Annotated in this window: 22 protein-coding genes; 6 read left to right on the forward strand and 16 right to left on the reverse strand. The window is 70.7% G+C overall.

The window, feature by feature from the left end; genetic code table 11:
• Positions 1 to 56 precede the first annotated feature (56 nt).
• The 3 genes from ACFY3J_RS06880 to ACFY3J_RS06890 are packed head-to-tail and all read left to right on the forward strand — an operon-like array spanning position 57 to position 3,600.
• Complete coding sequence (locus ACFY3J_RS06880; protein WP_390840452.1) at positions 57 to 581, forward strand: PadR family transcriptional regulator; 525 nt, start codon at positions 57 to 59, stop codon at positions 579 to 581.
• A complete protein-coding gene (locus tag ACFY3J_RS06885; RefSeq protein WP_390840453.1) occupies positions 578 to 1,267 on the forward strand; it encodes an ABC transporter ATP-binding protein in 690 nt (229 codons plus the stop codon). Before ACFY3J_RS06880 ends, ACFY3J_RS06885 begins: the two co-directional genes overlap by 4 nt.
• On the forward strand, positions 1,264 to 3,600 hold the full coding sequence (locus tag ACFY3J_RS06890; RefSeq protein ID WP_384172022.1) for an ABC transporter permease: 2,337 nt from the start codon (positions 1,264 to 1,266) through the stop codon (positions 3,598 to 3,600). Before ACFY3J_RS06885 ends, ACFY3J_RS06890 begins: the two co-directional genes overlap by 4 nt.
• A gap of 49 nt (positions 3,601 to 3,649) precedes the next feature.
• Here ACFY3J_RS06890 and ACFY3J_RS06895 read toward each other — a convergent pair whose 3' ends face one another.
• Positions 3,650 to 4,663 (reverse strand): hydrogen peroxide-inducible genes activator, encoded by a 1,014-nt coding sequence (locus ACFY3J_RS06895; RefSeq protein ID WP_384172024.1) that lies wholly within the window; start codon positions 4,661 to 4,663, stop codon positions 3,650 to 3,652.
• A gap of 133 nt (positions 4,664 to 4,796) precedes the next feature.
• Here ACFY3J_RS06895 and ACFY3J_RS06900 point away from each other — a divergent pair, with 133 nt between their 5' ends.
• Both ACFY3J_RS06900 and ACFY3J_RS06905 read left to right on the forward strand, forming a co-directional pair.
• A complete protein-coding gene (locus ACFY3J_RS06900) occupies positions 4,797 to 5,351 on the forward strand; it encodes a peroxiredoxin (protein WP_225075362.1) in 555 nt (184 codons plus the stop codon).
• Between the two features lie 5 nt (positions 5,352 to 5,356).
• A complete protein-coding gene (locus ACFY3J_RS06905) occupies positions 5,357 to 5,890 on the forward strand; it encodes an alkyl hydroperoxide reductase (protein ID WP_384172028.1) in 534 nt (177 codons plus the stop codon).
• 57 nt (positions 5,891 to 5,947) lie between these two features.
• Here ACFY3J_RS06905 and ACFY3J_RS06910 read toward each other — a convergent pair whose 3' ends face one another.
• The 6 genes from ACFY3J_RS06910 to ACFY3J_RS06935 all read right to left on the reverse strand — a co-directional run bounded on the left by ACFY3J_RS06910 (position 5,948) and on the right by ACFY3J_RS06935 (position 13,288).
• Complete coding sequence (locus ACFY3J_RS06910; RefSeq protein WP_384172031.1) at positions 5,948 to 7,258, reverse strand: AI-2E family transporter; 1,311 nt, start codon at positions 7,256 to 7,258, stop codon at positions 5,948 to 5,950.
• A gap of 132 nt (positions 7,259 to 7,390) precedes the next feature.
• On the reverse strand, positions 7,391 to 8,113 hold the full coding sequence (locus ACFY3J_RS06915; protein WP_384172034.1) for a transglycosylase SLT domain-containing protein: 723 nt from the start codon (positions 8,111 to 8,113) through the stop codon (positions 7,391 to 7,393).
• Positions 8,114 to 8,512: 399 nt separating this feature from the next.
• Entirely contained in the window at positions 8,513 to 9,838 is a 1,326-nt protein-coding gene (locus ACFY3J_RS06920; RefSeq protein ID WP_384172037.1) for a PhoH family protein, read from the reverse strand.
• Between the two features lie 340 nt (positions 9,839 to 10,178).
• Entirely contained in the window at positions 10,179 to 10,952 is a 774-nt protein-coding gene (locus tag ACFY3J_RS06925; protein ID WP_384172040.1) for an isoprenyl transferase, read from the reverse strand.
• Positions 10,953 to 11,657: 705 nt separating this feature from the next.
• The gene (locus ACFY3J_RS06930) at positions 11,658 to 12,452 is read right to left on the reverse strand and encodes a methyltransferase domain-containing protein (RefSeq protein ID WP_390840454.1); all 795 of its coding nucleotides are present in this window, start codon (positions 12,450 to 12,452) and stop codon (positions 11,658 to 11,660) included.
• 89 nt (positions 12,453 to 12,541) lie between these two features.
• A complete protein-coding gene (locus tag ACFY3J_RS06935) occupies positions 12,542 to 13,288 on the reverse strand; it encodes a prepilin peptidase (RefSeq protein WP_384172046.1) in 747 nt (248 codons plus the stop codon).
• Positions 13,289 to 13,408: 120 nt separating this feature from the next.
• Between ACFY3J_RS06935 and ACFY3J_RS06940 the strand changes: the two genes are divergently transcribed.
• Complete coding sequence (locus ACFY3J_RS06940; protein ID WP_390840455.1) at positions 13,409 to 13,771, forward strand: DUF192 domain-containing protein; 363 nt, start codon at positions 13,409 to 13,411, stop codon at positions 13,769 to 13,771.
• A 25-nt stretch (positions 13,772 to 13,796) separates the two neighbouring features.
• Here ACFY3J_RS06940 and ACFY3J_RS06945 read toward each other — a convergent pair whose 3' ends face one another.
• The 9 genes from ACFY3J_RS06945 to ACFY3J_RS06985 form a co-directional block, all read right to left on the reverse strand.
• Positions 13,797 to 14,663 (reverse strand): hypothetical protein, encoded by an 867-nt coding sequence (locus ACFY3J_RS06945; RefSeq protein ID WP_390840456.1) that lies wholly within the window; start codon positions 14,661 to 14,663, stop codon positions 13,797 to 13,799.
• Positions 14,660 to 16,777: a hypothetical protein gene (locus tag ACFY3J_RS06950; RefSeq protein WP_390840457.1), complete on the reverse strand. Its 2,118-nt coding sequence runs from the start codon at positions 16,775 to 16,777 to the stop codon at positions 14,660 to 14,662. Before ACFY3J_RS06950 ends, ACFY3J_RS06945 begins: the two co-directional genes overlap by 4 nt.
• A gap of 139 nt (positions 16,778 to 16,916) precedes the next feature.
• Positions 16,917 to 17,543 (reverse strand): OmpA family protein, encoded by a 627-nt coding sequence (locus ACFY3J_RS06955; protein ID WP_384172058.1) that lies wholly within the window; start codon positions 17,541 to 17,543, stop codon positions 16,917 to 16,919.
• 7 nt (positions 17,544 to 17,550) lie between these two features.
• On the reverse strand, positions 17,551 to 18,126 hold the full coding sequence (locus tag ACFY3J_RS06960) for a hypothetical protein (RefSeq protein ID WP_390840458.1): 576 nt from the start codon (positions 18,124 to 18,126) through the stop codon (positions 17,551 to 17,553).
• Between the two features lie 34 nt (positions 18,127 to 18,160).
• Complete coding sequence (locus tag ACFY3J_RS06965; protein ID WP_390840459.1) at positions 18,161 to 18,757, reverse strand: pilus assembly protein TadG-related protein; 597 nt, start codon at positions 18,755 to 18,757, stop codon at positions 18,161 to 18,163.
• Positions 18,754 to 18,990 carry a Flp family type IVb pilin gene (locus tag ACFY3J_RS06970; protein ID WP_390840460.1) on the reverse strand — a complete coding sequence of 79 codons (237 nt, stop codon included), beginning with the start codon at positions 18,988 to 18,990 and terminating at the stop codon, positions 18,754 to 18,756. The genes ACFY3J_RS06965 and ACFY3J_RS06970 overlap by 4 nt, the downstream gene beginning before the upstream one ends.
• Positions 18,991 to 19,138: 148 nt before the next feature.
• Positions 19,139 to 19,978 (reverse strand): response regulator, encoded by an 840-nt coding sequence (locus tag ACFY3J_RS06975; protein ID WP_390840461.1) that lies wholly within the window; start codon positions 19,976 to 19,978, stop codon positions 19,139 to 19,141.
• Between the two features lie 50 nt (positions 19,979 to 20,028).
• The gene (locus ACFY3J_RS06980; protein WP_390840462.1) at positions 20,029 to 21,621 is read right to left on the reverse strand and encodes a histidine kinase; all 1,593 of its coding nucleotides are present in this window, start codon (positions 21,619 to 21,621) and stop codon (positions 20,029 to 20,031) included.
• Positions 21,622 to 21,636: 15 nt separating this feature from the next.
• The gene (locus tag ACFY3J_RS06985; protein ID WP_384172075.1) at positions 21,637 to 22,530 is read right to left on the reverse strand and encodes a DUF5936 domain-containing protein; all 894 of its coding nucleotides are present in this window, start codon (positions 22,528 to 22,530) and stop codon (positions 21,637 to 21,639) included.
• Positions 22,531 to 22,546 lie beyond the last annotated feature (16 nt).

Consider the following 22,546-nt stretch of genomic DNA (forward strand, 5'->3'; position numbering starts at 1 on the left):
CGCATGGACACTCGGTGTATACATGCCGCGTATACACACTGTGTAGAGTCGCCGGCATGTCCATCGGTCACACCCTCCTGGGGCTCCTTGAGTCCGGCCCGCGCCACGGCTACGACCTGAAGCGGGCCTTCGACGAGAAGTTCGGTCACGACCGGCCGCTGCACTACGGCCAGGTCTACTCGACGATGTCCCGACTGCTGAAGAACGGGCTCGTCGAGGTCGACGGAATCGAGGCGGGCGACGGCCCCGAGCGCAAGCGGTACGCGATCACCCAGGCCGGCGTCACCGACGTGGAGCACTGGCTCGCCACGCCGGAGAAGCCGGAACTGTACCTTCAGTCGACGCTCTACACCAAGGTCGTCCTGGCACTGCTCACCCATCGCGACGCGGCCGACATCCTCGACACCCAGCGCGCCGAGCACCTGCGCAGCATGCGGATCCTGACCGAACGCAAGCGCAAGGGGGATCTCGCCGACCAGCTCATCTGCGACCACGCCCTGTTCCACCTCGAGGCCGATCTGCGCTGGCTGGAGCTGACCGCGGCCCGCCTCGACAAGCTCCGTGAGGCGGTGGCCCGGTGACCCCTCCCCCCGGCTCCCTGCTGACCGCCGAGAACCTGCACAAGGCCTACGGCCCGACCACCGCCCTGGACGGCGCCGGATTCTCCATCCACGCCGGCGAGGTCGTCGCCGTGATGGGCCCCTCCGGCTCCGGCAAGTCCACCCTGCTGCACTGCCTCGCCGGGATCGTCACCCCCGACTCGGGGTCGATCATCTACGACGGCCGTGAGCTGTCGACCATGACCGACGCCCAGCGCAGTGCGCTCAGGCGCTCGGAGTTCGGCTTCGTCTTCCAGTTCGGCCAGCTGGTGCCCGAGCTGACCTGCGTGGAGAACGTGGCCCTGCCGCTCCGGCTGAACGGCACCTCCCGCAAGGAGGCCGAGCGTACGGCGCTGGAGTGGATGCGCCGGCTGGAGGTCGACGACCTGCGCAAGAAGCGCCCCGGCGAGGTCTCCGGCGGTCAGGGCCAGCGCGTCGCGGTCGCCCGGGCGCTGGTCACCGACCCGCGCGTGCTGTTCGCCGACGAGCCGACCGGCGCGCTGGACTCGCTCAACGGCGAGCGGGTGATGGAACTGCTCACGGAGGCCGCCCGCTCGTCCAACGCGGCGGTCGTCCTCGTCACCCACGAGGCCCGGGTCGCCGCCTACTCCGACCGCGAGATCGTCGTGCGGGACGGCAGGTCCCGGGACATGGAGCGGATCGCATGACCGCACGTCAGTGGGCCCGCGACCTGAGCATGGGGGCCAGGTTCGCGTTCACGGGGGGACGCGAGGGATGGCTCCGGGTCGTGCTCACGGCGGTCGGCGTCGGGCTCGGCGTGGCACTGCTGCTGCTCACGACCGCGATACCGAGCGCGCTGTCGGTACGGCACGATCGCAACGAGGCCCGCGAGGACTACACCTACATCCAGAACCCCCCGCCGAAGGCCGACGACACCCTGGTGATCGCGGACGTCGACACCACATACGGCGACAAGGAGGTACGCGGACGGCTGGTGGAGCCCGAGGGGCCGCGGGCGCCGCTTCCCCTGGGGGTGACCGCGTACCCGGAGCCGGGCGAGATGGTGGTCTCGCCCGCACTCAGGGAACTGCTCGACTCCGGGTCCGGAAGGCTGCTGCGGGAGCGGCTGCCGTACCGCGTGGTCGGCACGATCGCCGAGAGCGGACTCATCGGCTCCCGCGAACTGGCCTACTACGCGGGCGTGGAGAACCTGGCGCCGCGCATCAACGGCTGGCAGGTGGCCCGGATCACCGAGTACGGCAGTCCGCAGCGGACGGAGCGCTCGGACCCGGTGCTGCTGCTGCTCGTGATGGTCGTCTTCGTGGCGCTGCTGATGCCGGTGGCCGTGTTCATCGCCGCGGCGGTACGGTTCGGCGGCGAGCAGCGCGACCGCAGGCTCGCCGCACTCCGGCTGGTCGGCTCCGACAGCCGGATGACCCGCCGGATCGCGGCCGGCGAGGCGCTCGGGGGCTCACTGCTCGGGCTGGTCTTCGGGACCGTCTTCTTCCTGATCGGCCGTCAGGTGGCCGGGTCCGTCGAGGTCATCGGCATCAGCGTCTTCCCGAGCTACCTCAACCCCTCTCCCTGGCTGGCCGCACTGGTCGCGGTCGCGGTACCGGCCGCGGCGGTGCTGGTCACCCTGCTGGCGCTGCGCGGAGTGGTCATCGAGCCGCTGGGCGTGGTGCGCACGGCGAAGCCCGCGCGGCGCCGGCTGTGGTGGCGGCTGCTGCTTCCCTTCGTGGGGCTGGGGATGCTCTACCCGATGTTCGGCCAGGGCCGCGGCAACGGCGACTTCAACCAGTACCTGGTGATCGGCGGCGTGACCCTGCTGCTGATCGGGGTGACCGCGCTGCTGCCGTGGATCGTGGAGACGGTCGTCGCCCGGCTCGGCGGCGGCGGGGTGGCCTGGCAACTGGCCGTGCGGCGGCTCCAGTTGAGCAGCGGTACGGCGGCACGCCTGGTCAGCGGCATCGCGGTCGCGGTGGCCGGGGCGATCGCGCTCCAGATGCTCTTCGCCGGGGTGCAGGGCGACTACACCAAGGACTCCGGAAAGAACCTCTTCCGGGCCCAGATGGAGGTCAGCGCGCCGCGGGGCATCTCGCTCACCGGGGCTGCCGAGAAGTTCTCGGCCACGAAGGGCGTGCGGAAGGCCACGGTGCTTTCCCAGGGATCGGTCGGTGACAAGTCCTGGAAGAGCGAGGAGGAATCTCGTGTCTCGGCCACGGTGACGATCGGCGACTGCGCCTCCCTGCGCGAGGTGGCGCGCATGTCCACCTGCCGCGACGGGGACGTCTTCGCCCTCAGCGGCAGCGAGTTCGATGCCGACACCGTGAAGCTGGCCAAGCCCGGCCGCGAGCTGTACTTCGACATGTCATCGGGCGTGGAGCAGGACGATGTTCCGTGGACCGTCCCGGCCACCCTGAAGCCCGCCCGCTCGGTCGAGGACCCCATGGGAGAAAGGCGCAGCGGCCTGCTGATGACGCCGGCCGCGGCGCCCCCGCAGACGGCCACGACGGCCTGGGGACAGGTCTACCTGTCGATCGACCAGTCGATCCCGGACGTGCACGAGTACGTGCGCAACACGGCGGCGGCGATCGACCCGATGACGGGCGCGCACGTGTGGGTTGCCACTGAGGAGTCGAAGAAGTTCGCCTCCATCCGCACCGGCCTGTTCGTCGGCGCGACCTGTGTGCTGCTGCTGATCGGGGCGAGCCTGCTGGTGTCGCAGCTCGAGCAGTTGCGCGAGCGGAAGAAGCTGCTGTCGGCGCTGGTCGCCTTCGGTACCCGGCGGCGCACGCTGAGCCTGTCGGTGCTGTGGCAGACGGCTATCCCGGTCATGCTCGGCCTGCTGCTGGCCGCGGTGGTGGGGATGACGCTGGGGGCCGTGCTGCTGAAGATGACGAGCACGACGGTGGCCGTGCACTGGCCGAGCGTGCTGGCGATGACCGGCATGGGCGCGGGAGTCGTCCTCGCGGTCACCCTGCTCAGCCTTCCGCCGCTGCTGCGCCTGATGCGCCCGGACGGCCTGCGCACGGAGTGACCCCCGGGACTGAGCCCCCACACCCGGGGGCTCAGTCGCACCCTGGGGCTCAGTCCCGGCCGCCGCCGTCCAGCACCCGCACCGGCAGGGGCCGCAGGTCCGTGCGCAGGGCGGCGGCCAGTTCCCGGTACTCGGCGGCGCGGGCCGCGCCGGTGCGCATGGCCAGGGCGATACGGCGGGAGGGGGCTGGATCGGCGAAGTAGCCGGTGAGGAGCTGGTTGTTGCGGGAGGTCTCGACCCGGAGGGCGGTACGGGGCAGCAGGGTGCAGCCGAGGCCGCCGGCGACGAGCTGGACGAGGGTGGACAGCCCCGCGGCGGTCGTCGTCACCGGGCCGCCCTCCCGTCGCCCACCACCCTCGGCGGAGGGGCTTCGCCCCGCTCCCTTCAGTCCCAGCCCGGCCTCGCGGCAGATGTCGAGCGCCTGGTCGCGCAGGCAGTGCCCCTCGTCGAGCAGCAGCAGATTGAGCTCCTTCAGGGCCTCGCGCGGGATGCCCTCCCGGCCGCCGAGCCGGTGGTCGAGCGGGGTCACCAGGACGAAGTCCTCGTCGAACAGGGGGAGTTCGACGACGCCGGGCACGCCGAGGGGGACGGCGAGGAGCAGCAGGTCGAGCCGCCCGCCGGCGAGCCCGTCCAGCAGGTTGGCGGTCTGCTCCTCGTGGACCTGGAGGTCGAGGTCGGGGTAGCGGTCGTGGACGAGCCGCAGCACCGTGGGCAGCAGATAGGGCGCGACGGTGGGGATGACCCCGAGCCGCAGTACGCCGGTGAAGGGCGCCCGGACGGCCTCGGCCTCCTCCAGCAGGGCGCCGACCTCCCCGAGCACGGCCTTGGCCCGAACGGCGAGCCGCTCGCCGGCGGGCGAGAGCAGCACCTTGCGCGTCGTACGCTCCAGCAGCGTGACACCGAGTGCCTCCTCCAGCGAGGAGACGGCACCGGAGAGGGCCGGCTGACTCACGCCGATCGCCGCGGCGGCGTCCCGGAAGTGCAGATGCTCCGCGACGGCGGCGAAGGCGCGCAACTGGGACAGGCTAGGCTGCCTGCGCTTTCCGAGATTACCGACAGTCACTGATAACCACCTCCGATCAACCCGACCGAGTGTAGCTATTTCTGTAATCAATGCACCGTGTGCCAACATCAGCAGCGTCCAACCCATGGGAGACACCAGCGCGACCGGTGTTTCCTCGCTGCAAGGAGAGCGCGTGCTCACTGTCGGTGACAAGTTCCCCGAGTTCGAACTGACCGCCTGCGTCTCGCTGGAGAAGGGCAAGGAGTTCGAGACGATCGACCACAAGACCTACGAGGGCAAGTGGAAGGTCGTCTTCGCCTGGCCCAAGGACTTCACCTTCGTGTGCCCGACCGAGATCGCCGCCTTCGGCAAGCTGAACGACGAGTTCGCCGACCGCGACGCCCAGGTCCTCGGCTTCTCCGGCGACTCCGAGTTCGTCCACCACGCCTGGCGCAAGGACCACGACGACCTGCGTGACCTGCCGTTCCCGATGATGGCGGACTCCAAGCACGAGCTGATGCGCGACCTCGGCATCGAGGGCGAGGACGGCTTCGCCAAGCGCGCGGTCTTCATCGTGGACCAGAACAACGAGATCCAGTTCTCCATGGTGACGGCGGGCTCGGTCGGCCGTAACCCCAAGGAGGTCCTGCGGGTCCTGGACGCCCTCCAGACGGACGAGCTGTGCCCCTGCAACTGGACCAAGGGCGACGAGACCCTCGACCCGGTCGCCCTGCTGGCGGGTGAGTGACCCCCATGTCCCTGGACTCCCTGAAGTCCGCGGTCCCGGACTACGCCAAGGACCTCAAGCTCAACCTGGGCTCGGTCATCGGCAACAGCGACCTGTCCGCGCAGCAGCTGTGGGGCACGGTGCTGGCCACGGCGATCGCCTCGCGCTCGCCGATCGTCCTGCGTGAGCTGGAGCCGGAGGCGAAGGCGAACCTGTCGCCGGAGGCGTACACCGCGGCGAAGGCCGCGGCGGCCGTCATGGCGATGAACAACGTCTTCTACCGCACCCGCCACCTCCTGTCCGACCAGGAGTACGGCACCCTGCGGGCCGGACTGCGGATGAACGTCATCGGCAACCCCGGCGTCGACAAGATCGACTTCGAGCTGTGGTCCTTCGCCGTCTCCGCCATCAACGGCTGCGGCATGTGCCTCGACTCGCACGAGCAGGTCCTGCGCAAGGCCGGCGTGGACCGCGAGGTCATCCAGGAAGCGTTCAAGATCGCCGCGGTGGTCCAGGCCGTCGCGACGACCCTCGACGCGGAAGCGGCCCTCGCGGAGTAACGCGCACCGCACGGCCGAACCCCGTCCACCCTCGAAGGTGGACGGGGTTCGTCGGTCTCAGCTCGGTTCGGAACTCCCCGAGCCGGACGGCACGGTGGCCGGCTCCGCCGGAGCCGCCTCGGGCACGCGTCTTTGACGCCGCTCCTGCTCGCGCGCATAGGCCCGCAGATATCCCACCGCCGTGTTCGTCACCGCCACCAGCGGCACCGCCACCACCGCGCCGCCGATCCCCGCGATCAACCCGCCCGCGGCGACCGACAGGACCACCGCCAGCGGGTGCACCCGCACGGCACGGCCGAGGATGAACGGTTGCAGCACGTGCCCCTCGAGCTGCTGCACCGCCAGCACCACCACCAGGACCATCACCGCGGTGAAGACTCCCTGGGTGACCAGGGCCACGACCACCGCCAGCGCGCCCGACACCACCGCGCCCACCAGCGGGATGAAGGCGAACAGGAAGATGAAGACGGCCAGCGGCACCGCCATCGGCACATTGAGGAAGTAGATCCCCAGCCCGATGAAGATCGCGTCGATCAGCGCCACGATCACCGTGCCGCGCACATACGCGGTCAGCGTGCGCCAGGCCCGCGGACCGGCACCGGCCACGCCCGGACGCGCCGCCGCCGGCACCAGCTTCAGCGTCCACTCCCAGATGCGCCGGCCGTCGTAGAGCAGGAACAGCGTGGAGAAGACCGTCAGCAGAATGCCGGTCAGCGCCTCCACGATCACCGTCACGCCCTGAAGGCCGGCCGAGGTGATCTGATCGGTGTTGGCGCCGATCGCGTCCCGCAGGTTCTTCGCTATCTGGTTGATCTGCTTGTCGGTGACATGGAAGGGGCTGTTCAGCAGCCACTTGCGCAACTGGTCGATACCGTCCTGGATCTGGCTGGAGAGCGTGTCGATGTTCTCCATGACCTGCCAGGTCACGAACCACCCGATCAGCCCCATGATGACGAAGCCCAGGATCGCGGTGAGCGCGGTGGCCGGCCCGCGCGGCAGCCCGTACCGCCTCAGCCACGCCACCGTCGGCTGGAGCAGCGCCGTGATGAGCAGCGCGGTCACGAACGCGAGCACCACCAGCTGGATGGCGCTGATGGCACGCATCAGCACCCACACGGTGCCCGCGAGAACCAGCACCCGCCAGCCTGCCTCCGCCGCCACCCGTACGCCCCACGGCACGGCCTGGGCGGGATCGGGCCGGGCGGGGCCGGCGATCGGGTCCGGCAGGGGCTCGGGATCCACGTCCGGCTCCGGCCCGGCGGGGTCGGTGTGGTCCTTCTCCACCTCGGCGCGGCGCTCGTCCAACCGCTCACCCATTTCGGTGAGTCCGGCGCCGAGCCGACCGAGCCACCCTGGCACTCGCGACATGATCCGTCCTCTTCCCCCGTCTCTCCCCACCACTCCCCCCTGGAGTCGTCCGGTCCGACCGTACAGGGCAACAGCCCCTCCCCCTAAGACGGGGAGGGGCTGTGCGGAGGTTGAGTTCGGCGGTGGTCCGGCTCAGTACCAGTGGTTGGCCTGCCAGAAGTTCCACGCGTCGCAGGGGCTGCCGTAACGGCTGTCCATGTAGTTCAGGCCCCACTTGATCTGGGTGGCCGGGTTGGTCTGCCAGTCGGCGCCCACGGAGGACATCTTGGAGCCGGGCAGCGCCTGGAACAGGCCGTACGCGCCGGAGGAGGGGTTGACCGCCCGGTAGTTCCAGCTGGACTCGTGGTTCACGATGTTGCTGAAGCACTGGAACTGGCCCGCGGGCACCATCGAGCGCGCCATCGCCTGGATCTGCGAGATGGTGTACGAGCTCTGCACCGGGAAGCTGGAGGCGTCGCGGCTCGCGGAACGGCTGGCCGCCGCCTGGAGCTCGGCACGCTCCTTGGCTTCCTTGGCGGCCTTCTCGGCCCTCTCGGCCTCCGCCTTCTTGGCGATCGCCGTCTGTGCGGCGGCCTTGCGGGCGGCCTGCTCGGCCTCCTTCTTGGCGCTCGCGTCCGCGGCGATGGCCTGTGCGTCGGCCTGCTGCGCCAGGGAGGCGGTCTGCACCTGGGCCTGCTGGCCTACGGGGATGTCCGCGAGAAGCGTCGCGTCGGCTGCCATCGCCTCGGCGTCGTTGTTCTGCGCGGTGCTGCCCGAGGCAACACCGACGACGCTTCCGACAGCGGTGACCGCGGTGGCGGAGGCCACTGCGAATCCCCGGACCGAGATCCGGCTCACACGGTTTCCTTCCAGCATCGCCCGCTTCGGTGACCCTGGCGGACGCAATCGTGCCCCTGGCACTGGCCTCCCAACTGCGCGGTCACGGGAGGCGCGGGCCCGGTGGGCAACTCCCCCGAGGGGAGCGCCGCGTGGTGCTCGGGCGGCATACGACGACGCTATGGAGTTGAAGTTGCTGCTCAGGTGTCGCTGTACCGCTGGGGGTACAGATGTGTCGTATGCGGGGCCTGACAGGAGTGAGACTCTGCCGTAATCCAACGCCGCAAGGCAATTCCGAGTTGCGTGTGAAAGCTCACACCCCATTCGGCCCAAGGAATTTCCCCGAATGCCCGCACACGCGGACGCCGCCCGGCTAGGCTCAGGCCTTTGCCGGACGGCGCCAACTCCCGCATCACCCTTCAGAGTGGGCGGATTCGATCAGATGTGCCCGTCCTCCAGCATTTCGGTCACAAGGGCCGCGATCTGGGACCTCTCGGACCGGGTCAGTGTCACGTGCGCGAAGAGCGGATGACCCTTCAGCTTCTCCACGACGGCGACGACACCGTCGTAGCGACCGACCCGCAGATTGTCCCGCTGCGCCACGTCATGGGTCAGAACCACCCGCGAATTGGCCCCGATCCGGGACAGAACGGTCAGCAGGACGTTCCGTTCCAGGGACTGGGCCTCGTCCACGATCACGAACGCGTCGTGCAGCGACCGGCCGCGGATGTGGGTGAGCGGCAGGACCTCCAGCATCCCGCGCGCGGTGACCTCCTCGATGACCTCCCGGGACGTGACCGCCGAGAGCGTGTCGAAGACCGCCTGCGCCCACGGGTTCATCTTCTCCGCCTCGGTGCCCGGCAGATAGCCGAGCTCCTGGCCGCCGACGGCGTACAGCGGACGGAAGACCATCACCTTCTGGTGCTGACGGCGCTCCAGAACCGCCTCCAGACCCGCGCACAGCGCCAGCGCCGACTTGCCCGTGCCGGCCCGGCCGCCCATCGACACGATCCCGACGTCCGGGTCGAGCAGCAGGTCCAGCGCGATCCGCTGCTCCGCGCTGCGCCCCTTGATGCCGAACGCCTCCCGGTCGCCGCGCACCAGGCGGACGCCGCCCTCGGGTGTGACGCGACCCAGGGCCTTGCCCCGCTCGGACTGGATCGTCAGACCGGTGTGCACGGGCAGGTCGACCGCCTCCGGCACGTGGAGGTGCCCCTCCTCGAAGAGGATGTCCACCTGTTCACCCGGCAGGGTGAGTTCGGACATTCCGGTCCAGCCGGAGGAGTCGGTGATGGCGAGTTCCGCGCGGTACTCCTCGGCCAGCAGGCCGACGGAGGACGCCTTGATGCGCAGCGGCAGGTCCTTCGAGACGACGGTGACGTCGTACCCTTCCGCCTGCAGGTTGCGGGCGACCGCGAGGATGCGGGAGTCGTTGTCCCCCAGGCGGTAGCCGGTGGGCAGCACGCTGGGGTCCGAGTGGTTGAGCTCGACCCGGATCGTTCCGCCGAGGTCCCCGATCGGGATGGGGGCGTCGAGGCGACCGTGCCGGACCCGGTAGTCGTCCAGCAGGCGCAGCGCCTGCCGGGCGAAGTAGCCGAGTTCGGGATGGTGCCGCTTGGCCTCCAGTTCCGTGACCACGACGATCGGGAGCACGACCTCGTGCTCGTCGAAGCGGGTCAGGGCGTTCGGGTCCGCCAGCAGGACGCTGGTGTCGAGAACGTAGGTGCGCCGGTCTGGCTTGTGGCGCTTTGTGCTGGTCACCACGGAAGGACGTACCCCCTCGGATGAGGTCGGGGAGCGACGAGACGGAGGCCGGGCCGGGCGGGCGGGAGTAAGCCGACCGGTCGACGGCCCCCGCACACGGCGGGCCGAGAACCGGCCATCCACGTCTTCGTCCGTGCTGTGACCGCACGGTCGGGCTCGCACAAAGGGCCTCCCGGGCGGACGGCCCCGAGCCGTCCGCTGAGATCCGACGCCCGTGGTTCGGGTGTCGACCTGTTTGCCTTATGCCCTCGAAGATGCGCCGCCATGCAAATACGCGGAACGACGCACGAACGAACTCCTCGTGAAGAGGTGGCACCCGGGTGGCGGAAGGGGTATGTCCTCAGCCGCCGTAGCGGCGACCCCGGGCCGCGTAGTCGCGCAGCGCGCGCAGGAAGTCGACCTTGCGGAAGGCCGGCCAGAAGACGTCGCAGAAGTAGTACTCGGAGTGGGCCGTCTGCCAGATCATGAAGCCGGACAGCCGCTGCTCCCCGCTGGTGCGAATCACCAGGTCCGGGTCGGGCTGGGCCTTGGTGTACAGGTGGCGGCCGATCATGTCGATGTCGACGGACTCGGCGAGGTCCTCCATCGAGGTGCCCCGGTCGTGGGCGTCGAGGAGCATGGAGCGCACGGCGTCGGCGATCTCCTGCCGGCCGCCGTAGCCGATGGCGACGTTGACGACTATTCCGTCGACGTGGGCGGTGCTCTCCTCGGCCTCCTTGAGGGTGGCCTGCATGACCGGCGGCAGCAGGTCCATCGTGCCGACGTGGTGGACGCGCCAGCGGCCGTCGGAGGCCAGGGTGCGCACGACGTCCTCGATGATGCCGAGGAGCGGGACGAGCTCTTCCTGGGGCCGGTCGAAGTTGTCCGTGGAGAGCAGCCAGAGCGTGACGACCCCGACGTCCGTCTCACTGCACCAGCCGAGGAACTCCTCGATCTTGTCCGCGCCGGCCCGGTGGCCCTGGGCGGTGGTGGAACCGGCGGCCTTCGCCCAGCGCCGGTTGCCGTCCATGATGACGCCGATGTGCTTGGGCACCTGAGCGGGGTCCAGGTGGCCCTCCACCCGGCGTGCGTACAGCCTGACCAGCAGGCCGCGCAGCTTGTCGCGCAGGTTCACGTGTTCGTCAGCCCCTCCGTATGGATCGGACAGGCGCGGCCGGGGGCGTTCCCTGTCCGTGCGGCGGCCTGGTCCGTATGGCGGTCCCCGGGGGCGAAGCCTACCCCCGGCAATCCCAGCGTCCCTCAACAGGGCGCTGTGCGCGCCCTGGTGTATCAGACGCGGACCTCGCGACTCCCAAAGAAAACGGGCCGGTCCGTGGGGGGGAGACGGACCGGCCCGAGGGGGGGTTTCCACCATAACCCTTCGTAAGGGCTGGTGTGTGCCCAGACGCGACAAAATTACTCTCCGAAGTCGTGCGGCGACGCATGGAGATCGCACCGGAACGCCGGAATCCGTCATTCCGCACCTGATCGTGGCCGAATCACGACGGAATCAGCGGCGAAACGGACTGGATCCAACGAGAAGCGAAGAGGCTCGGCCTTTTGGGGTCGCACGGCGTGTTGCCCCGGATCCCTCCCGTGGGCGACCCGGCCGCGAATGCCCGCTTGACGCCGACGGCACCCGCCCCGCACCGGCCTCCGGGCCGGGCGGATACCGCCATCAGGGGCCGTGCGGCACCGCGCAACCCCCTCCACCACGCGGTGCCGACCACGTAGCTTTGCTCACGCGAATTCCCTTGGTCTGAACTTTATGGGCGGTGAAACGGGTGACGCGAGGGGCAAGCGGTAACGATGTGAGAACAGGCGCCCCATTGCGGGTGTTTCACCTCGCCCTGCGGGCCTCGAAGAGGTGGCGGGTGCTGTACGCCACGAACGGGCCCCGCGCCTCGATCCGTTCGTGCAGCGCCCGCAGCCGGGGCTCGTACGCCTCGACGGTGAACCCGGGGACCATCCAGACCACCTTGCGCAGGAAGTGCACGACGGCGGCGATGTCGTGGAACTCCATCCGCAGGCGCTCCGCGCGCAGGTCGACGACCTCCAGACCGGCCGCCCGCGCGTCCGCGCTCTCGCGGTCGGGGTGGCGGGCGGCGCGCGACTCCTCCGGCCGGGGCCCGAGGAAGTGCTCGACGAGTTCGAAGACGCTGCCGGGCCCGACGTGCTGCGCGAAGTACGTCCCGCCGGGCTCAAGGACGCGGGCGATCTCCGCCCAGTGCGGGCGTACGGGGTGCCGGCTGACGACGAGGTCGAAGGCGCCGTCGGCGAACGGCAGCGGCGCGTCCTCCGGGGAGTCGACGACCACGACGCCACGCGGTCGGAGCAGTGCGGTGGCCCCGGCCACGTTCGGCGGCCAGCCCTCGGTGGCGGCGAGCAGCGCGGGCGCGGCCTCGGCCCGGCCGAGCGCGAAGTCGAGGACCTCCCCTCCCCCGGTCTGCACGTCGAGCACGGCGCGGGCCCCGGCCAGCCGGGCGGCCATCGAGACGGCGTACCCCCAGGAGGGCCTCTCTTCGGTGGCCCGGCCCGCGAACCACGAGAAGTCCCAGCCCTCGGTGGGAACGGCGGCCCCCTCGGCGACGAGGTCCTCGTAGGAGCGGGTGGGACGGTGCTGACGGTCTGCCATACAGGTGATCGTCCCCGAAAACGGTCGCCGGCCGCCTCCTATATACGGACGCGCACCTCCTCGGCCGTCCTCCTCTCCCGCCCCGCCCCTCACGCCACCGCGAACGCCCCCAGCAGCAGCCCGGTCAGGGCCCCGCAGAGCATGAACGGCCCCAGTGCGATGGCCGACTTGCGGCCCGCCCGGCGCAGCACCACCAGACCCAGTCCGTAGCCGGCGCCGTAGAGCAGCCCGGCGAAGGCGCCCACGACGAGAACCGGCCAGCCGTACCAGCCGAGGGCCGCGCCGAGCGCCAGGGCGAGTTTGACGTCGCCGAAGCCCATGCCGGCCGGGTTGACGAGGAACAGCACGAAGTACGCGGCACCGAGGACGAGTCCGCCGAGCAGGGCTGTGGGCCACGAGCCCGCGGCGCCGGGCAGTGCGGCGGCGACACCGAGCAGGGCGACGGTCGCCGCGGCCAGCGGCAGCGTCAGCACGTCCGGGAGCCGGTGCACGCGGAGGTCGACGAGCGCCAGCAGCACGCCGACCGGCGCGACGAGCAGCCAGACCGCCACCTCGGGGCGGGGCCCGGTGGCGGCGGCGAGCGCGGCGCAGACGAGCGCGGTCACGACGGCCGCGACCCGGGCGCTCGGCCCGTACGGTCCGCACCCGGCCATCGCTCCCGAGCAGCGGGCCCGGCCCACCCAGCCCCCGAACGCGCCGCTGATCGGATGCCCGCCCGGACACCGGGCGCTCCACGCATCCCCGGCGCCGACCGAGAACCGGTGGGCGGCCCGGGGCAGCAGCAGCCCGGTCCCCGCACCCCACAGCGCGGCCACGACGGTCACCAGTACACGCACGCCGGGACCCTAGCCGCGGCGTGCGCGCGGGGCATGGGCCCGTGGACCCATGCGGGGCCCACCGGCCCGCCGGTACGGTCGGTCGGCAGGGCACACGATTCGGCGGGAGGGCGGCTCGGCATGGGACGACGCCGGCGTGACGGGCGGGGCAGGCTGATCGTGCACGGTTCGGCGCCGGTGGCGGTCCCGCTGGAGCTGGCCACCTCCTACCGGGCCCGTACCAAGGGCCTGCTGGGCCGTGACGCCGTCGACGGCGCGATCCTGCTCTCCCCCGCCAACAGCGTGCACACCTTCCGCATGCGCATCCCGATCGACGTCGCCTACCTCGACCGCGACCTGCGCGTCCTCAGCGTCGTCACCATGAGGCCGAACCGCCTGGGCCTGCCCCGCCCGTGCTCCCGCCACGTACTGGAGGCGGAGGCCGGGGCGATGGCGGGGTGGGGGCTGCGGGCGGGGGTGCTGGTGACGGTGGAGGCCGAGTAGGGGCCGCCGGGACCCGGCGGCGGCGTCACCACGGAACGTTCCTGGGACGGCGGTGCCACCACCAGCCCTCCGCCTTCCGGCCCGCCGCCTCGTCCGCCGCGTGGTGAGCGACCGGTGGTTCCTGTGTTTCCTCGGTGTGCTCACGGAAGATCAGGTCGAGCCGGGCCACGGCGGACCGCAGTGCGTCGGCGCCGGGCTCGTCGACCTGTCCGACGACGTCCGCGAGGTCGTCCCGGGCCTCCAGGTCACGCCGGAACAGGTCCTCCCGGTAGCGGCCCGAAGGCCGCCACCCGGATTCCAGCCTGCGGCACAGCCTCTCCCACACCCGCAGTCCGTAGTGCAGGTGTCCCTCGACGCTCGCCACCGGGCCCGTGCGCCGCCCGGCGAGGACGGCGTCGGACAGGGGCGTGTCGACGGGCTCCCGGTCCAGGATCTCCGGGAGCGTCTCCACCGTCGCGTCCGGTAGATCCGCCACCGGCTCCTCCACCGCCTCGACGCGGTACGCCGTGTCGTCCCCGGTGTCCAGCGCCTCCAGGCGGCACCTGACCGAACGACCGTCAGGCGTCGCCACCCAGTAGGCACTCGGCAGTTCGAACTCCGCGGGGTGGAGCACGGAACTGCCCGCCCTCACCGCGAGACCCCGCGCGAGCCCTCCCTCCGTGAGGCGTCCGGCGGTGCCGTCCTCCACCGTGAGGTCCAGTTCGAGGGCGAGGTCACCCGGCGGCAGCCGGCGGTAGGTGCACAGCACGGGAGCCTCCCAGTGCCGCCCTTCCTGGTCTCCGTCCGCGTCGGCCACGTCCACCGCGTCCTCCGGGACCGCCAGCAGGTCGGCCAGGGCCCCTCGAAGACGGGCCGGCGCCGGCGCCGCGACGGTGAAGAGGTTCGCGATCACTTGTACGTCCCGTCGTAGATCTCCTTGGCCTTCTGCACCTTCGCGGGATTGTTGACGAACTTGGGGTCGCGCTGCAATTGCTGCGACTTGCTCAGGTCGCCCTTGTTCCGCGCGATCTCCTTCAGCGCGGCGTACTCGATGCGGTCCAGCTCGACCAGTCCCGGACCGGACTTGGGGAAGACCGTCCCGTTGGCCTCCACCTCGTACCTGCGGCCGTTGATCTCGTAGGTGTTCCCGTCCGGCGACAGGTTCGCCCGGCCCTTGGCGATGCCCTCGATGTCCGAGCGTACGAGGTCCTCGTTGCCCCTGAGGATCACCGTGTTGCGCTCCTTGACCTGACCGCCCGACGCTCCGCTGATCGTGTGACGCTTGTTGGGGAACTTGAGCGTCTTCCCGCGCGCCGGGCCGGGAACGTCGTCCCCCGCCTGCCACTCGCCGGCCGGCCTGCCGCTCTCGCGCCGCGCGTCCTCGGCGGCCTCGTCCGCCTCGTCCGCCTGCTTGCGGGCCTCGGCGGCCTCCTTCTTCGCCTCCTCGTCGCAGCCCGCCTGGGCAAGGACCACGTAGCGGGGACCGCCCGCGGCGAGGACGGTGGTTCCGGTGCCGGCGCCGCCTCCGAGGCCGCCGCCCTCGTAGGGGATCCGGCGGGCGGGCGCGGCGATCGCGCAGCCGGACTCGCGTGCCTTCCGCTCGGCCTCGTCGGCCGCCTCGTCCGCCTTCTTCGCGGCCCGCTCGGCGCCCTCGACGTCACCGGCCTTTGCCGCCTTCTTGGCGTCCTCCGCCGCCTCGCCGGCCTGCTCCGCGAACTTGCCCAGCTTGCCGAGCTTCCCGAGTTTGCCGAGGTCGCCCACCTTCTCGACGATCTTGCCGACGTCGTAGCCGGGGATGAAGAGCGAGCCGATGTTCCAGACGACGTGGGAGACGGCGCGGGTCTTCTCGCCGTTGTTCCAGTCCTCGGCCACGTCGTCGCCGATGAACATGTCCCACAGGACCGTCCCGCCGGTGTTCAGCGAGGCCCCGCCCCAGTCCCGGATGGCCCCGAAGTAGTCCCCGTCCGACCACTTCTTCCCGGCGTCCTTGGAGTCCTCCAGCCAGTCCTGCCCGAGCTGCTTGCCGTAGTCGGCGATCCCGCTGAGGGTGTCCCCCGGGTTCGTGACCATGTCCCAGATCCCGGTGACGTCCCCCCAGACACCGTCGACGAAGATCCCCTCACCCACCTGCTTGAGCTGATCCCCGGCACACCCGAAGAAGGCACCGAAACCGGAGAAACAGCCGTCGTCCTTCTTCTCGTCGGGGCTGCTGGTGTCGTCGGTCTTGTCGGCTTCGGTGGTGGGTGTGTCGTCGGTGGGCGGGGTGTCTTCGGTGGTCTGGTCGCCGCCGGTGGTCCGGTCGCCGCCGCCAGTGGTCGTGTTGCCGCCATCGGTCGTGTTGCCGCCGGTCGCGGAGCCACCACCCGTGGTGGTACTGCCATCAGTCGTGCCGCCACCGGTCGTGCTGCCACTGGTGTCGCCGGAGGCGTGGGTGTCGGTGCCGTTGCCCGCCGGGGCCGCGCAGCCCGTCCCGACGACCTTGCAGACCTGGGCCTCGATGCTCGCGAATAGCTGCGTGCCGAGACCGCTGAGCACCAGCGCCAGCACGATGGCGGCCACGATCGCGACCAGGCCCACGTACTCGACCGCGGTCTGCCCTTCGTCCCCCCGCCGCCACCGGATCATCCGGGCGAACGAGAAGGGACGGCGCTCGGCCCGCGCCGGCACCGGGAGTTCGTACCACTGCCGGGTCTCGGACTGAAGCAGGAAGTAGAGGATGAGGATGGGCAGGAAGAGCTGGATGCCACCGCGGGCCGAACCTCCGGTGAGGTTGGCGAGCCCGCCGAGGATCAGCCACACCTGCACGCCGATCAGCGCCCACCGGATCCGGCCCCCGCCCTCCCAGCTCCGCCGGGCGAGCCACCAGCCGAGCATCCCGGGCGCGGCGGCGTACGCGACGAGGGCGATGACACCGCCGTCGAGGGCGCCGTACGACCCGGCCGTCAGCAGCAGGCCGATCCCGCCGAGCACGGTGGCGACGAACAGTGCGTGCACGAGCACCAACGCCGCCGACAACGACCGTGGCATGTGCCCTCCCCCCGGTTGGCGCACAACTCCGCCCGAGGCTAGGGAACGACCGCCTGCCCGGCATGGGCCCGGAGACCCAAACGGACACCCAATCAGCGCCCGGGCATCGCTGCCCGCTCACGACTGGTGGCGTACGCCGTCAGTTCTGGCTGCGGGGGAACGTGACCTCCACTCGGCGGTTCTTCTTGCGGCCGTCCTCCGTGGAGTTGTCCGCGATGGGGTACTGCTCGGCGTAACCGCGCACATCGAAGGTGATGTTGGGGTCGTTCAGCTCCTGGGAGAGGACGTCCTGGACGGCATTGGCGCGCTGCTTGGACAGGACCACGCCGTGCGCGTGCGTGCCGAGGTTGTCCGTGAAGCCGAAGACACGGACCTGGCTCGCCTTCTGCTTCTTGATCTCCTGCGCGATCGCGTCGATCCGGGACTTCGCCTGGTCGCTCAGCTTCGCGCTGTCCTTGGCGAACAGCACCTCGGCCTGGAGGGCGAACGTGACGTCCGTGTTGGTGTCCTCACGGCGTTCCTCGCCGCCCTGCTCCTCGACCACCGACTTGATGTCCAGCACCTTGGCTGCGGCGAGGGTGGCCCCCTCGGGCAGTTTGAGGTCGGGGTCGCTCGGGTCGACCTTCACGGGGGCGGAGGCGGAGGGCTCGGTGCCCGGCGGCACGCTGGGACCACTGTCGGCGCGGGCCGCCACGGCACCGTAGAGGTTCGCGACGGTCATGACGCCGGCGGCTGTGAGGGCCAGGGTGAGGCGGGTGTGGGTCATCGGGGCCTCACCCGGAGATCTTGATGGTGGCTTCGGCGAACGTCGGGAGCTGGAAGCTGACCTCGTCCGTGCTCGCCGACGGCGCCGGGAACTGCAAGAAGATGGGGATGGTGTCGCCGGACTTGATCGTCTGTACCCCGGTCGTCGTGAGCGGTCGCCCATCGGTGTCCCGCAGCACGTAGTAGCGCTTCTTCTCCTTGGAGTCCACGAGAGTGGCACCGCCGAAGGACCTACCGTTCTTCATGATCTCGGTCTCGTTGCCTGTGAGCTGGGATGAGAGCACCGCTGTCTTGCTCCCGTCGTTCTTGAGTTCGGCGTTGATCGTGACGAACCCCCCAGAGTCACGTTTGGCAGCTGTGATCTTCAGGGTCAGACCACTCGGTCCCCTGAGTTCGGCAAGGGGTGCATCGTCCTGTCCTTCCTGAGTGCTCGGCTTGGATCCACCTCTCTTTGAGGTGGATGCCGACGCATCCGGCTTCTTGTCGTCGCCACCGCCGCAACCGGCCGCACCGAGGGCCAACCCGGCTGCCACGGTCAACGCGACCAACCCCCTACGGGCCTTCGCAGTGAACCGAATGCTCATCACTCTGCTTCCTTCATCACTCGTCGTTCGCTTGTCAGTCGGCCAGATGGACGTCGAAGAGGTCCTCGGGGCGCGGCAGGTCCGTGAGGTGGTGCGGATCGAGGTCCCAATACCTGTTCTTGCAGGTGAGTCGCGGAAGTACGTCCTTGTCCTCGGCGCCCTCAAGGGGAGGGTCGAACGTGCACAGCGGCTCGATGACGGCGCTGGCGTGCGCCTTGGAGCGCTTGTTCTCCGTGCCGGGAACAATGGAGTGCCCGACCGACTTGTCGGTCTGGACATGCACCGTGTACCTCAACAACGACGGCTGACAGCCCTCCACGTGGGCTTCGTTCTGCTGCGCGAGTTGGTACGCCCGCCAGCAGCCGTTCATCTGCGCTACGTTGCCGTTGAGGAGGCCCTGCCACTCGGTCGGATCGAGCACGGTGTCGACCCACTTGCCCGCGAGCTGGTCCCGGGTGTCCTGCGCGGCCGCCAGCGCCGCCGCGTCTGCCGCTGTCTGCGCCCCGTTCCGGTTGGCCGCCGCCTGGCCGACCGCCAGGTATGCGAACGCGAGAAAGAGCAGACCCCCCACCACCGTGATGTAGATGGGGAAGGCCTGCCCTGCGTCGCCGCATCTGCGCGGCCGCGTCACCCGCCGGTGACCTCGGAGATCTTGGTCGTGATGGCGTCGAAAATGGACTTTCCGATGTCCGTACCCGTAATCGCCAGCACGATCGCCACCACCACCGCGATGATGCCCAGGTACTCGACCGCGGTCTGCCCCCTGTCGCCGGCGCGGCGCCGCATCGCCTCGGCCGTGGTGTTCTTCCAGCCGTTCACGCGGACCTTGGTCGCAACCGCGGTCTTCAGCATCAGGTCGCTCATGGTGTTCCCCTCCGGGCTCGGTCTCGGTGCCGCTTGCGACACCGGAAACGTATGCCGGAACACCCCGTCCGCCAGAGGGTCCCCGGACCCAATCCCGGGCCCAAAGCGAGACCCAGCCGCGCTTCCCCCGTACCGTCGTCATCACGCTTCACCCCAGCCCTCGTGACGAACCCGGGGCCGTGCCCAGCCACTTGGCGGCGGCCTCGGAACGGCTGGTGCTGTGCAGCTTGGCGAAGATGCGGTTGATGTGGTTCTTGACGGTCTTCTCGCTGATGAAGCAGGTGGCGGCGATCTGCTGGTTGGTCATGCCGGACGCGATGAGGTCCATGATCTCCGCCTCCCTCACGCTGAGTTGGAACCTCGACCTGTCGACGGCTGCCGGACGGCCACCTGTCCATCCAGACGAAGACTGTCCCACATCCGGTTGCAACTGCGAAAGATGTCGGGCAGATGTGGCTGGTTCATGCGACGTCGGGAAGGTGTGATCGTGTGCAATCGCACCCTCCACCGGCTGGTCCAGGCGCAGCCGAGCCACCAGGGCGCCCGCCGCCGTGGGAGTGAAGTGGGCCCTGCCCTCCTTGATGTCGCGTACGGCGGTGACGAGTTGGTCGGCCGTGAACTCGCCGTGGATCAGGTAGCCGCCCGCACCCAGGCGCAGGGCCTCCTGGACGATCTCCGACTCGCTGCTGTAGGTCAGCATCATGACCGGGGCGATCCGGACCAGGTACGGCAGTGCGGAGAGGCCGTCCACGCCGGGCATGCGGACGTCGAGCAGGACGACGTCGGGACGGTGCTGCTGGGCGGCCTCCCAGGCGGCGCGGCCGTCGGCGGCCTCGGCCACCACGGTGATGTCCGCGCGGCCGGAGAGCAGGGCCGTCAGGCCGGCGCGGACCACGGGGTTGTCGTCGGCCACGACGACGCGCAGGGGCGCGGCCGGTGCGGGCTGTGGGAAGCCCTCGAAGGGGTTGGGAGTCGTCTGGTCCGGCACGGCGGCGGCCTCCTCTCTGGGTCGTGGAGCAGGGATGGATGGTCGGACGGTCATACGGTCGGTGTCGTCAGTGCGCCCAGGGGCAGTTCGAGGCGGACCTCCGTTCCCTTGGGGTGGGCGCCGCGGCCGATACGGATGCGGGCGCCGACCGAGGCCGCCCGCTCGACCATGCCGACCAGGCCGAAGTGGCCCGCGCGGCGCAGTTCTTCGAGGCTGGTTCCGGGCGGCAGGCCGCGGCCGTCGTCGTACACGCTGATGCGCAGCAGGTCGCCGTGGACGCCCGCGCGTACCTCGACGTGGGTGGGCTCCGCGTGGCGGTGGGCGTTCTCCATCGCCTCCGACGCGATGGTCAGGAGCTGGCGGGCCACGGCCGGCGGCACCGGCGGCACGCCGGGCTCGCCGATCGGGCGGTAGGCGGCGGACAGGCCGGTCCGGGATGCGAAGTCCCGGGTTCGGGCCATGAGTTCGACGAGCACGTCGGTGCCGTGGTCCGGGTCGTTCTCACGGCGCAGGTCGGTCAGCAGTTCGCGGGCCTCCGCGGCCGCCCGGCGGGCCGAGCGGGCCACCAGTTCCGCCTGCTGCCTCACCAGAGCCGGGTCCATGCGGTCGGCGCCCGTCGAGCCCGCCAGGCCGTCGGCGGCCATGGCCACGCCGTGCAGGGTCTTCGCCACCGAGTCGTGCATCTCGCGGGCCAGGCGGGCCCGCTCGGCGCCGACCGCCTCGGTGACGGCGAGGCGGGCCTGGACCGTGGTCAGGGCCTGGGTGGCCTCGCCGAAGCGGAGGAGCAGGTTGCGCAGGGTGACCCCGGCCGCTCCCGCGATGACGCACAGGCCGGGGAGGAGGGCGGCCTGGGCCAGGTCCGGGGACAGCTCCTTGGAGCTGGTGGAGACGACGAGCAGGATCAGCGACTGGAGCGAGGCGAACAGGCCCGCGCCGCGCCAGCCGTAGACGAGACCGGCGAGGAGGGGCGTGCAGACGCTGACGTAGGCCAGTGTGCTGTCCGGGCCCGCCGCGATCAGGAGGAGGGCCCCGAAGAGGGTGTCCAGGGCGAGGAGAGTGGGGTGCCTCAGGAGCAGGGGGCCGAAGCGTTCCCAGTCCCTGAACAGGACGTACGAGCCCATGAAGGTGACGACGACCGCGGCGCTGACCAGGCGGGTGGCCAGGCCGGGCGCGGCGTTGAGAAGGGCGACGGGGGCGGAGAGGGCGATCATCGCGAGGCGGAAGGCGAAGACGTAGCGGCACATCGCTTGCAGCGCGCTGATCTGCAGTCTTTCCGGCTCCGGGGTGAGGGTCGGGCCTGGCGGAAGCTGGGCGGGAGCTTCGGCCTCGGCCCCGCCTTCGGCCCGGCTTTCGGTCCCGCCCGCAGCGCCCGTGCGGGCGTCTTCGCCAGGTGCGGGTGGCCTCTGCGGGCGGCCTTCACCGTCGGCGGCCGTCCGCCCGTGCGGCGGCTGCGGCACCCCCGGCATCGAAGCCTCCGCCGGCTCCCACCCGGGCGGCAACGCCGGCGTCACCGACGTCACCGGGATGTCCGGCGCGCCCGTGCGGACGTGGGCCGGGAGGACCGTGCCCGCCGGAGGGGTGGTGATCTCGGGGATCCTCGGGCGGCGGCGCAGCAGCCCCGCGCGTTCCTCCGTCGTCGCCATGTCCTCGTCGCCCCCCTACTCGCCCGTACCCGTGAGGGAGCCGAAGTCCACGCCCGAACCGAGGATCAGGCCCGCGCCGAGGAGGATCATCGTGGCCGGGACCATGAACGTGGTGATCATCATGGTGGCCTTGGGGACCGCGCGGGCGGCCTTGCGGCGGGCGTTCTGCGCGTCGGTGCGGCGCATGTCCTTGGCCAGGGAGACGAGGGTGTCGACGATCGGGGCGCCCAGTTCCTCGCCCTGCTGAAGGGCGGTGACGAACATGGCGACCTGTTCGGAGTCGTTCCGGCGCCGCAGTTCCGCGAAGGCCTGGCGGCGGCTCATGCCGAGGTCCATCTGGCGCAGGGTGATGCGCAGTTCGTCCGCCCAGGGGCCCTCGTACTTGTCGGCGACGCGGTCCAGGGCCTGGCGGAAGCCGAGGCCCGCGCTCACCACGACCGCGAGCACGTCGAGGAAGTCCGGCAGCGTCCGCTCGATCACGTCCTTGCGGATGCGGATCGCCGACCAGATGCCGACCTCGGTCCAGAAGGCGCCGAAGGCGAGCAGGAGCAGGGCCACGAAGAGCTGGCCGCGCATGAGGAACACCAGTCCGCCCAGGCCGCCCAGGAATCCGTAGACCGCGCGCCGGGCCGCGTAGCGGTCGATCGTCAGGCCGCCGGGGTTGCCCGCCAGGTCGATCTTGCGGCGGTACCGGGCCACCCTCTTGGGGCCCATCAGGCGCAGCACGGCGGGGGCGTAGCGCATGCCGAGGCGGTCGACCAGGGAGTCCACCGCGCCGGTGCGGGTGGAGCCCACCTCCAGGGCAAGCGCCAGGTCGTCGGGCAGCCGGGCGTCGGCGCGGTACATGCGGATGCCGGCGAAGACGCCCCAGACGCCGAGGCCCATCACGAGTGCGAGCAGCAGTGCCATCCCTCTTCCCTCCTTC

This window comes from Streptomyces sp. NPDC001231, assembly GCF_042896885.1.
Taxonomy (GTDB): Bacteria; Actinomycetota; Actinomycetes; order Streptomycetales; family Streptomycetaceae; genus Streptomyces.

What these genes read in the sequence shown, in the direction of transcription:
- ACFY3J_RS06880 (WP_390840452.1), top strand. Translation starts at nt 57, where the DNA reads ATGTCCATCGGTCACACCCTCCTGGGGCTCCTTGAGTCCGGCCCGCGC.
- ACFY3J_RS06890 (WP_384172022.1), top strand. Translation starts at nt 1,264, where the DNA reads ATGACCGCACGTCAGTGGGCCCGCGACCTGAGCATGGGGGCCAGGTTC.
- ACFY3J_RS06905 (WP_384172028.1), top strand. Translation starts at nt 5,357, where the DNA reads ATGTCCCTGGACTCCCTGAAGTCCGCGGTCCCGGACTACGCCAAGGAC.
- ACFY3J_RS06910 (WP_384172031.1), bottom strand. Translation starts at nt 7,258, where the DNA reads ATGTCGCGAGTGCCAGGGTGGCTCGGTCGGCTCGGCGCCGGACTCACC.
- ACFY3J_RS06915 (WP_384172034.1), bottom strand. Translation starts at nt 8,113, where the DNA reads ATGCTGGAAGGAAACCGTGTGAGCCGGATCTCGGTCCGGGGATTCGCA.
- ACFY3J_RS06930 (WP_390840454.1), bottom strand. Translation starts at nt 12,452, where the DNA reads ATGGCAGACCGTCAGCACCGTCCCACCCGCTCCTACGAGGACCTCGTC.
- ACFY3J_RS06940 (WP_390840455.1), top strand. Translation starts at nt 13,409, where the DNA reads ATGGGACGACGCCGGCGTGACGGGCGGGGCAGGCTGATCGTGCACGGT.
- ACFY3J_RS06950 (WP_390840457.1), bottom strand. Translation starts at nt 16,777, where the DNA reads ATGCCACGGTCGTTGTCGGCGGCGTTGGTGCTCGTGCACGCACTGTTC.
- ACFY3J_RS06955 (WP_384172058.1), bottom strand. Translation starts at nt 17,543, where the DNA reads ATGACCCACACCCGCCTCACCCTGGCCCTCACAGCCGCCGGCGTCATG.
- ACFY3J_RS06960 (WP_390840458.1), bottom strand. Translation starts at nt 18,126, where the DNA reads ATGAGCATTCGGTTCACTGCGAAGGCCCGTAGGGGGTTGGTCGCGTTG.
- ACFY3J_RS06970 (WP_390840460.1), bottom strand. Translation starts at nt 18,990, where the DNA reads ATGAGCGACCTGATGCTGAAGACCGCGGTTGCGACCAAGGTCCGCGTG.
- ACFY3J_RS06980 (WP_390840462.1), bottom strand. Translation starts at nt 21,621, where the DNA reads ATGGCGACGACGGAGGAACGCGCGGGGCTGCTGCGCCGCCGCCCGAGG.
- ACFY3J_RS06985 (WP_384172075.1), bottom strand. Translation starts at nt 22,530, where the DNA reads ATGGCACTGCTGCTCGCACTCGTGATGGGCCTCGGCGTCTGGGGCGTC.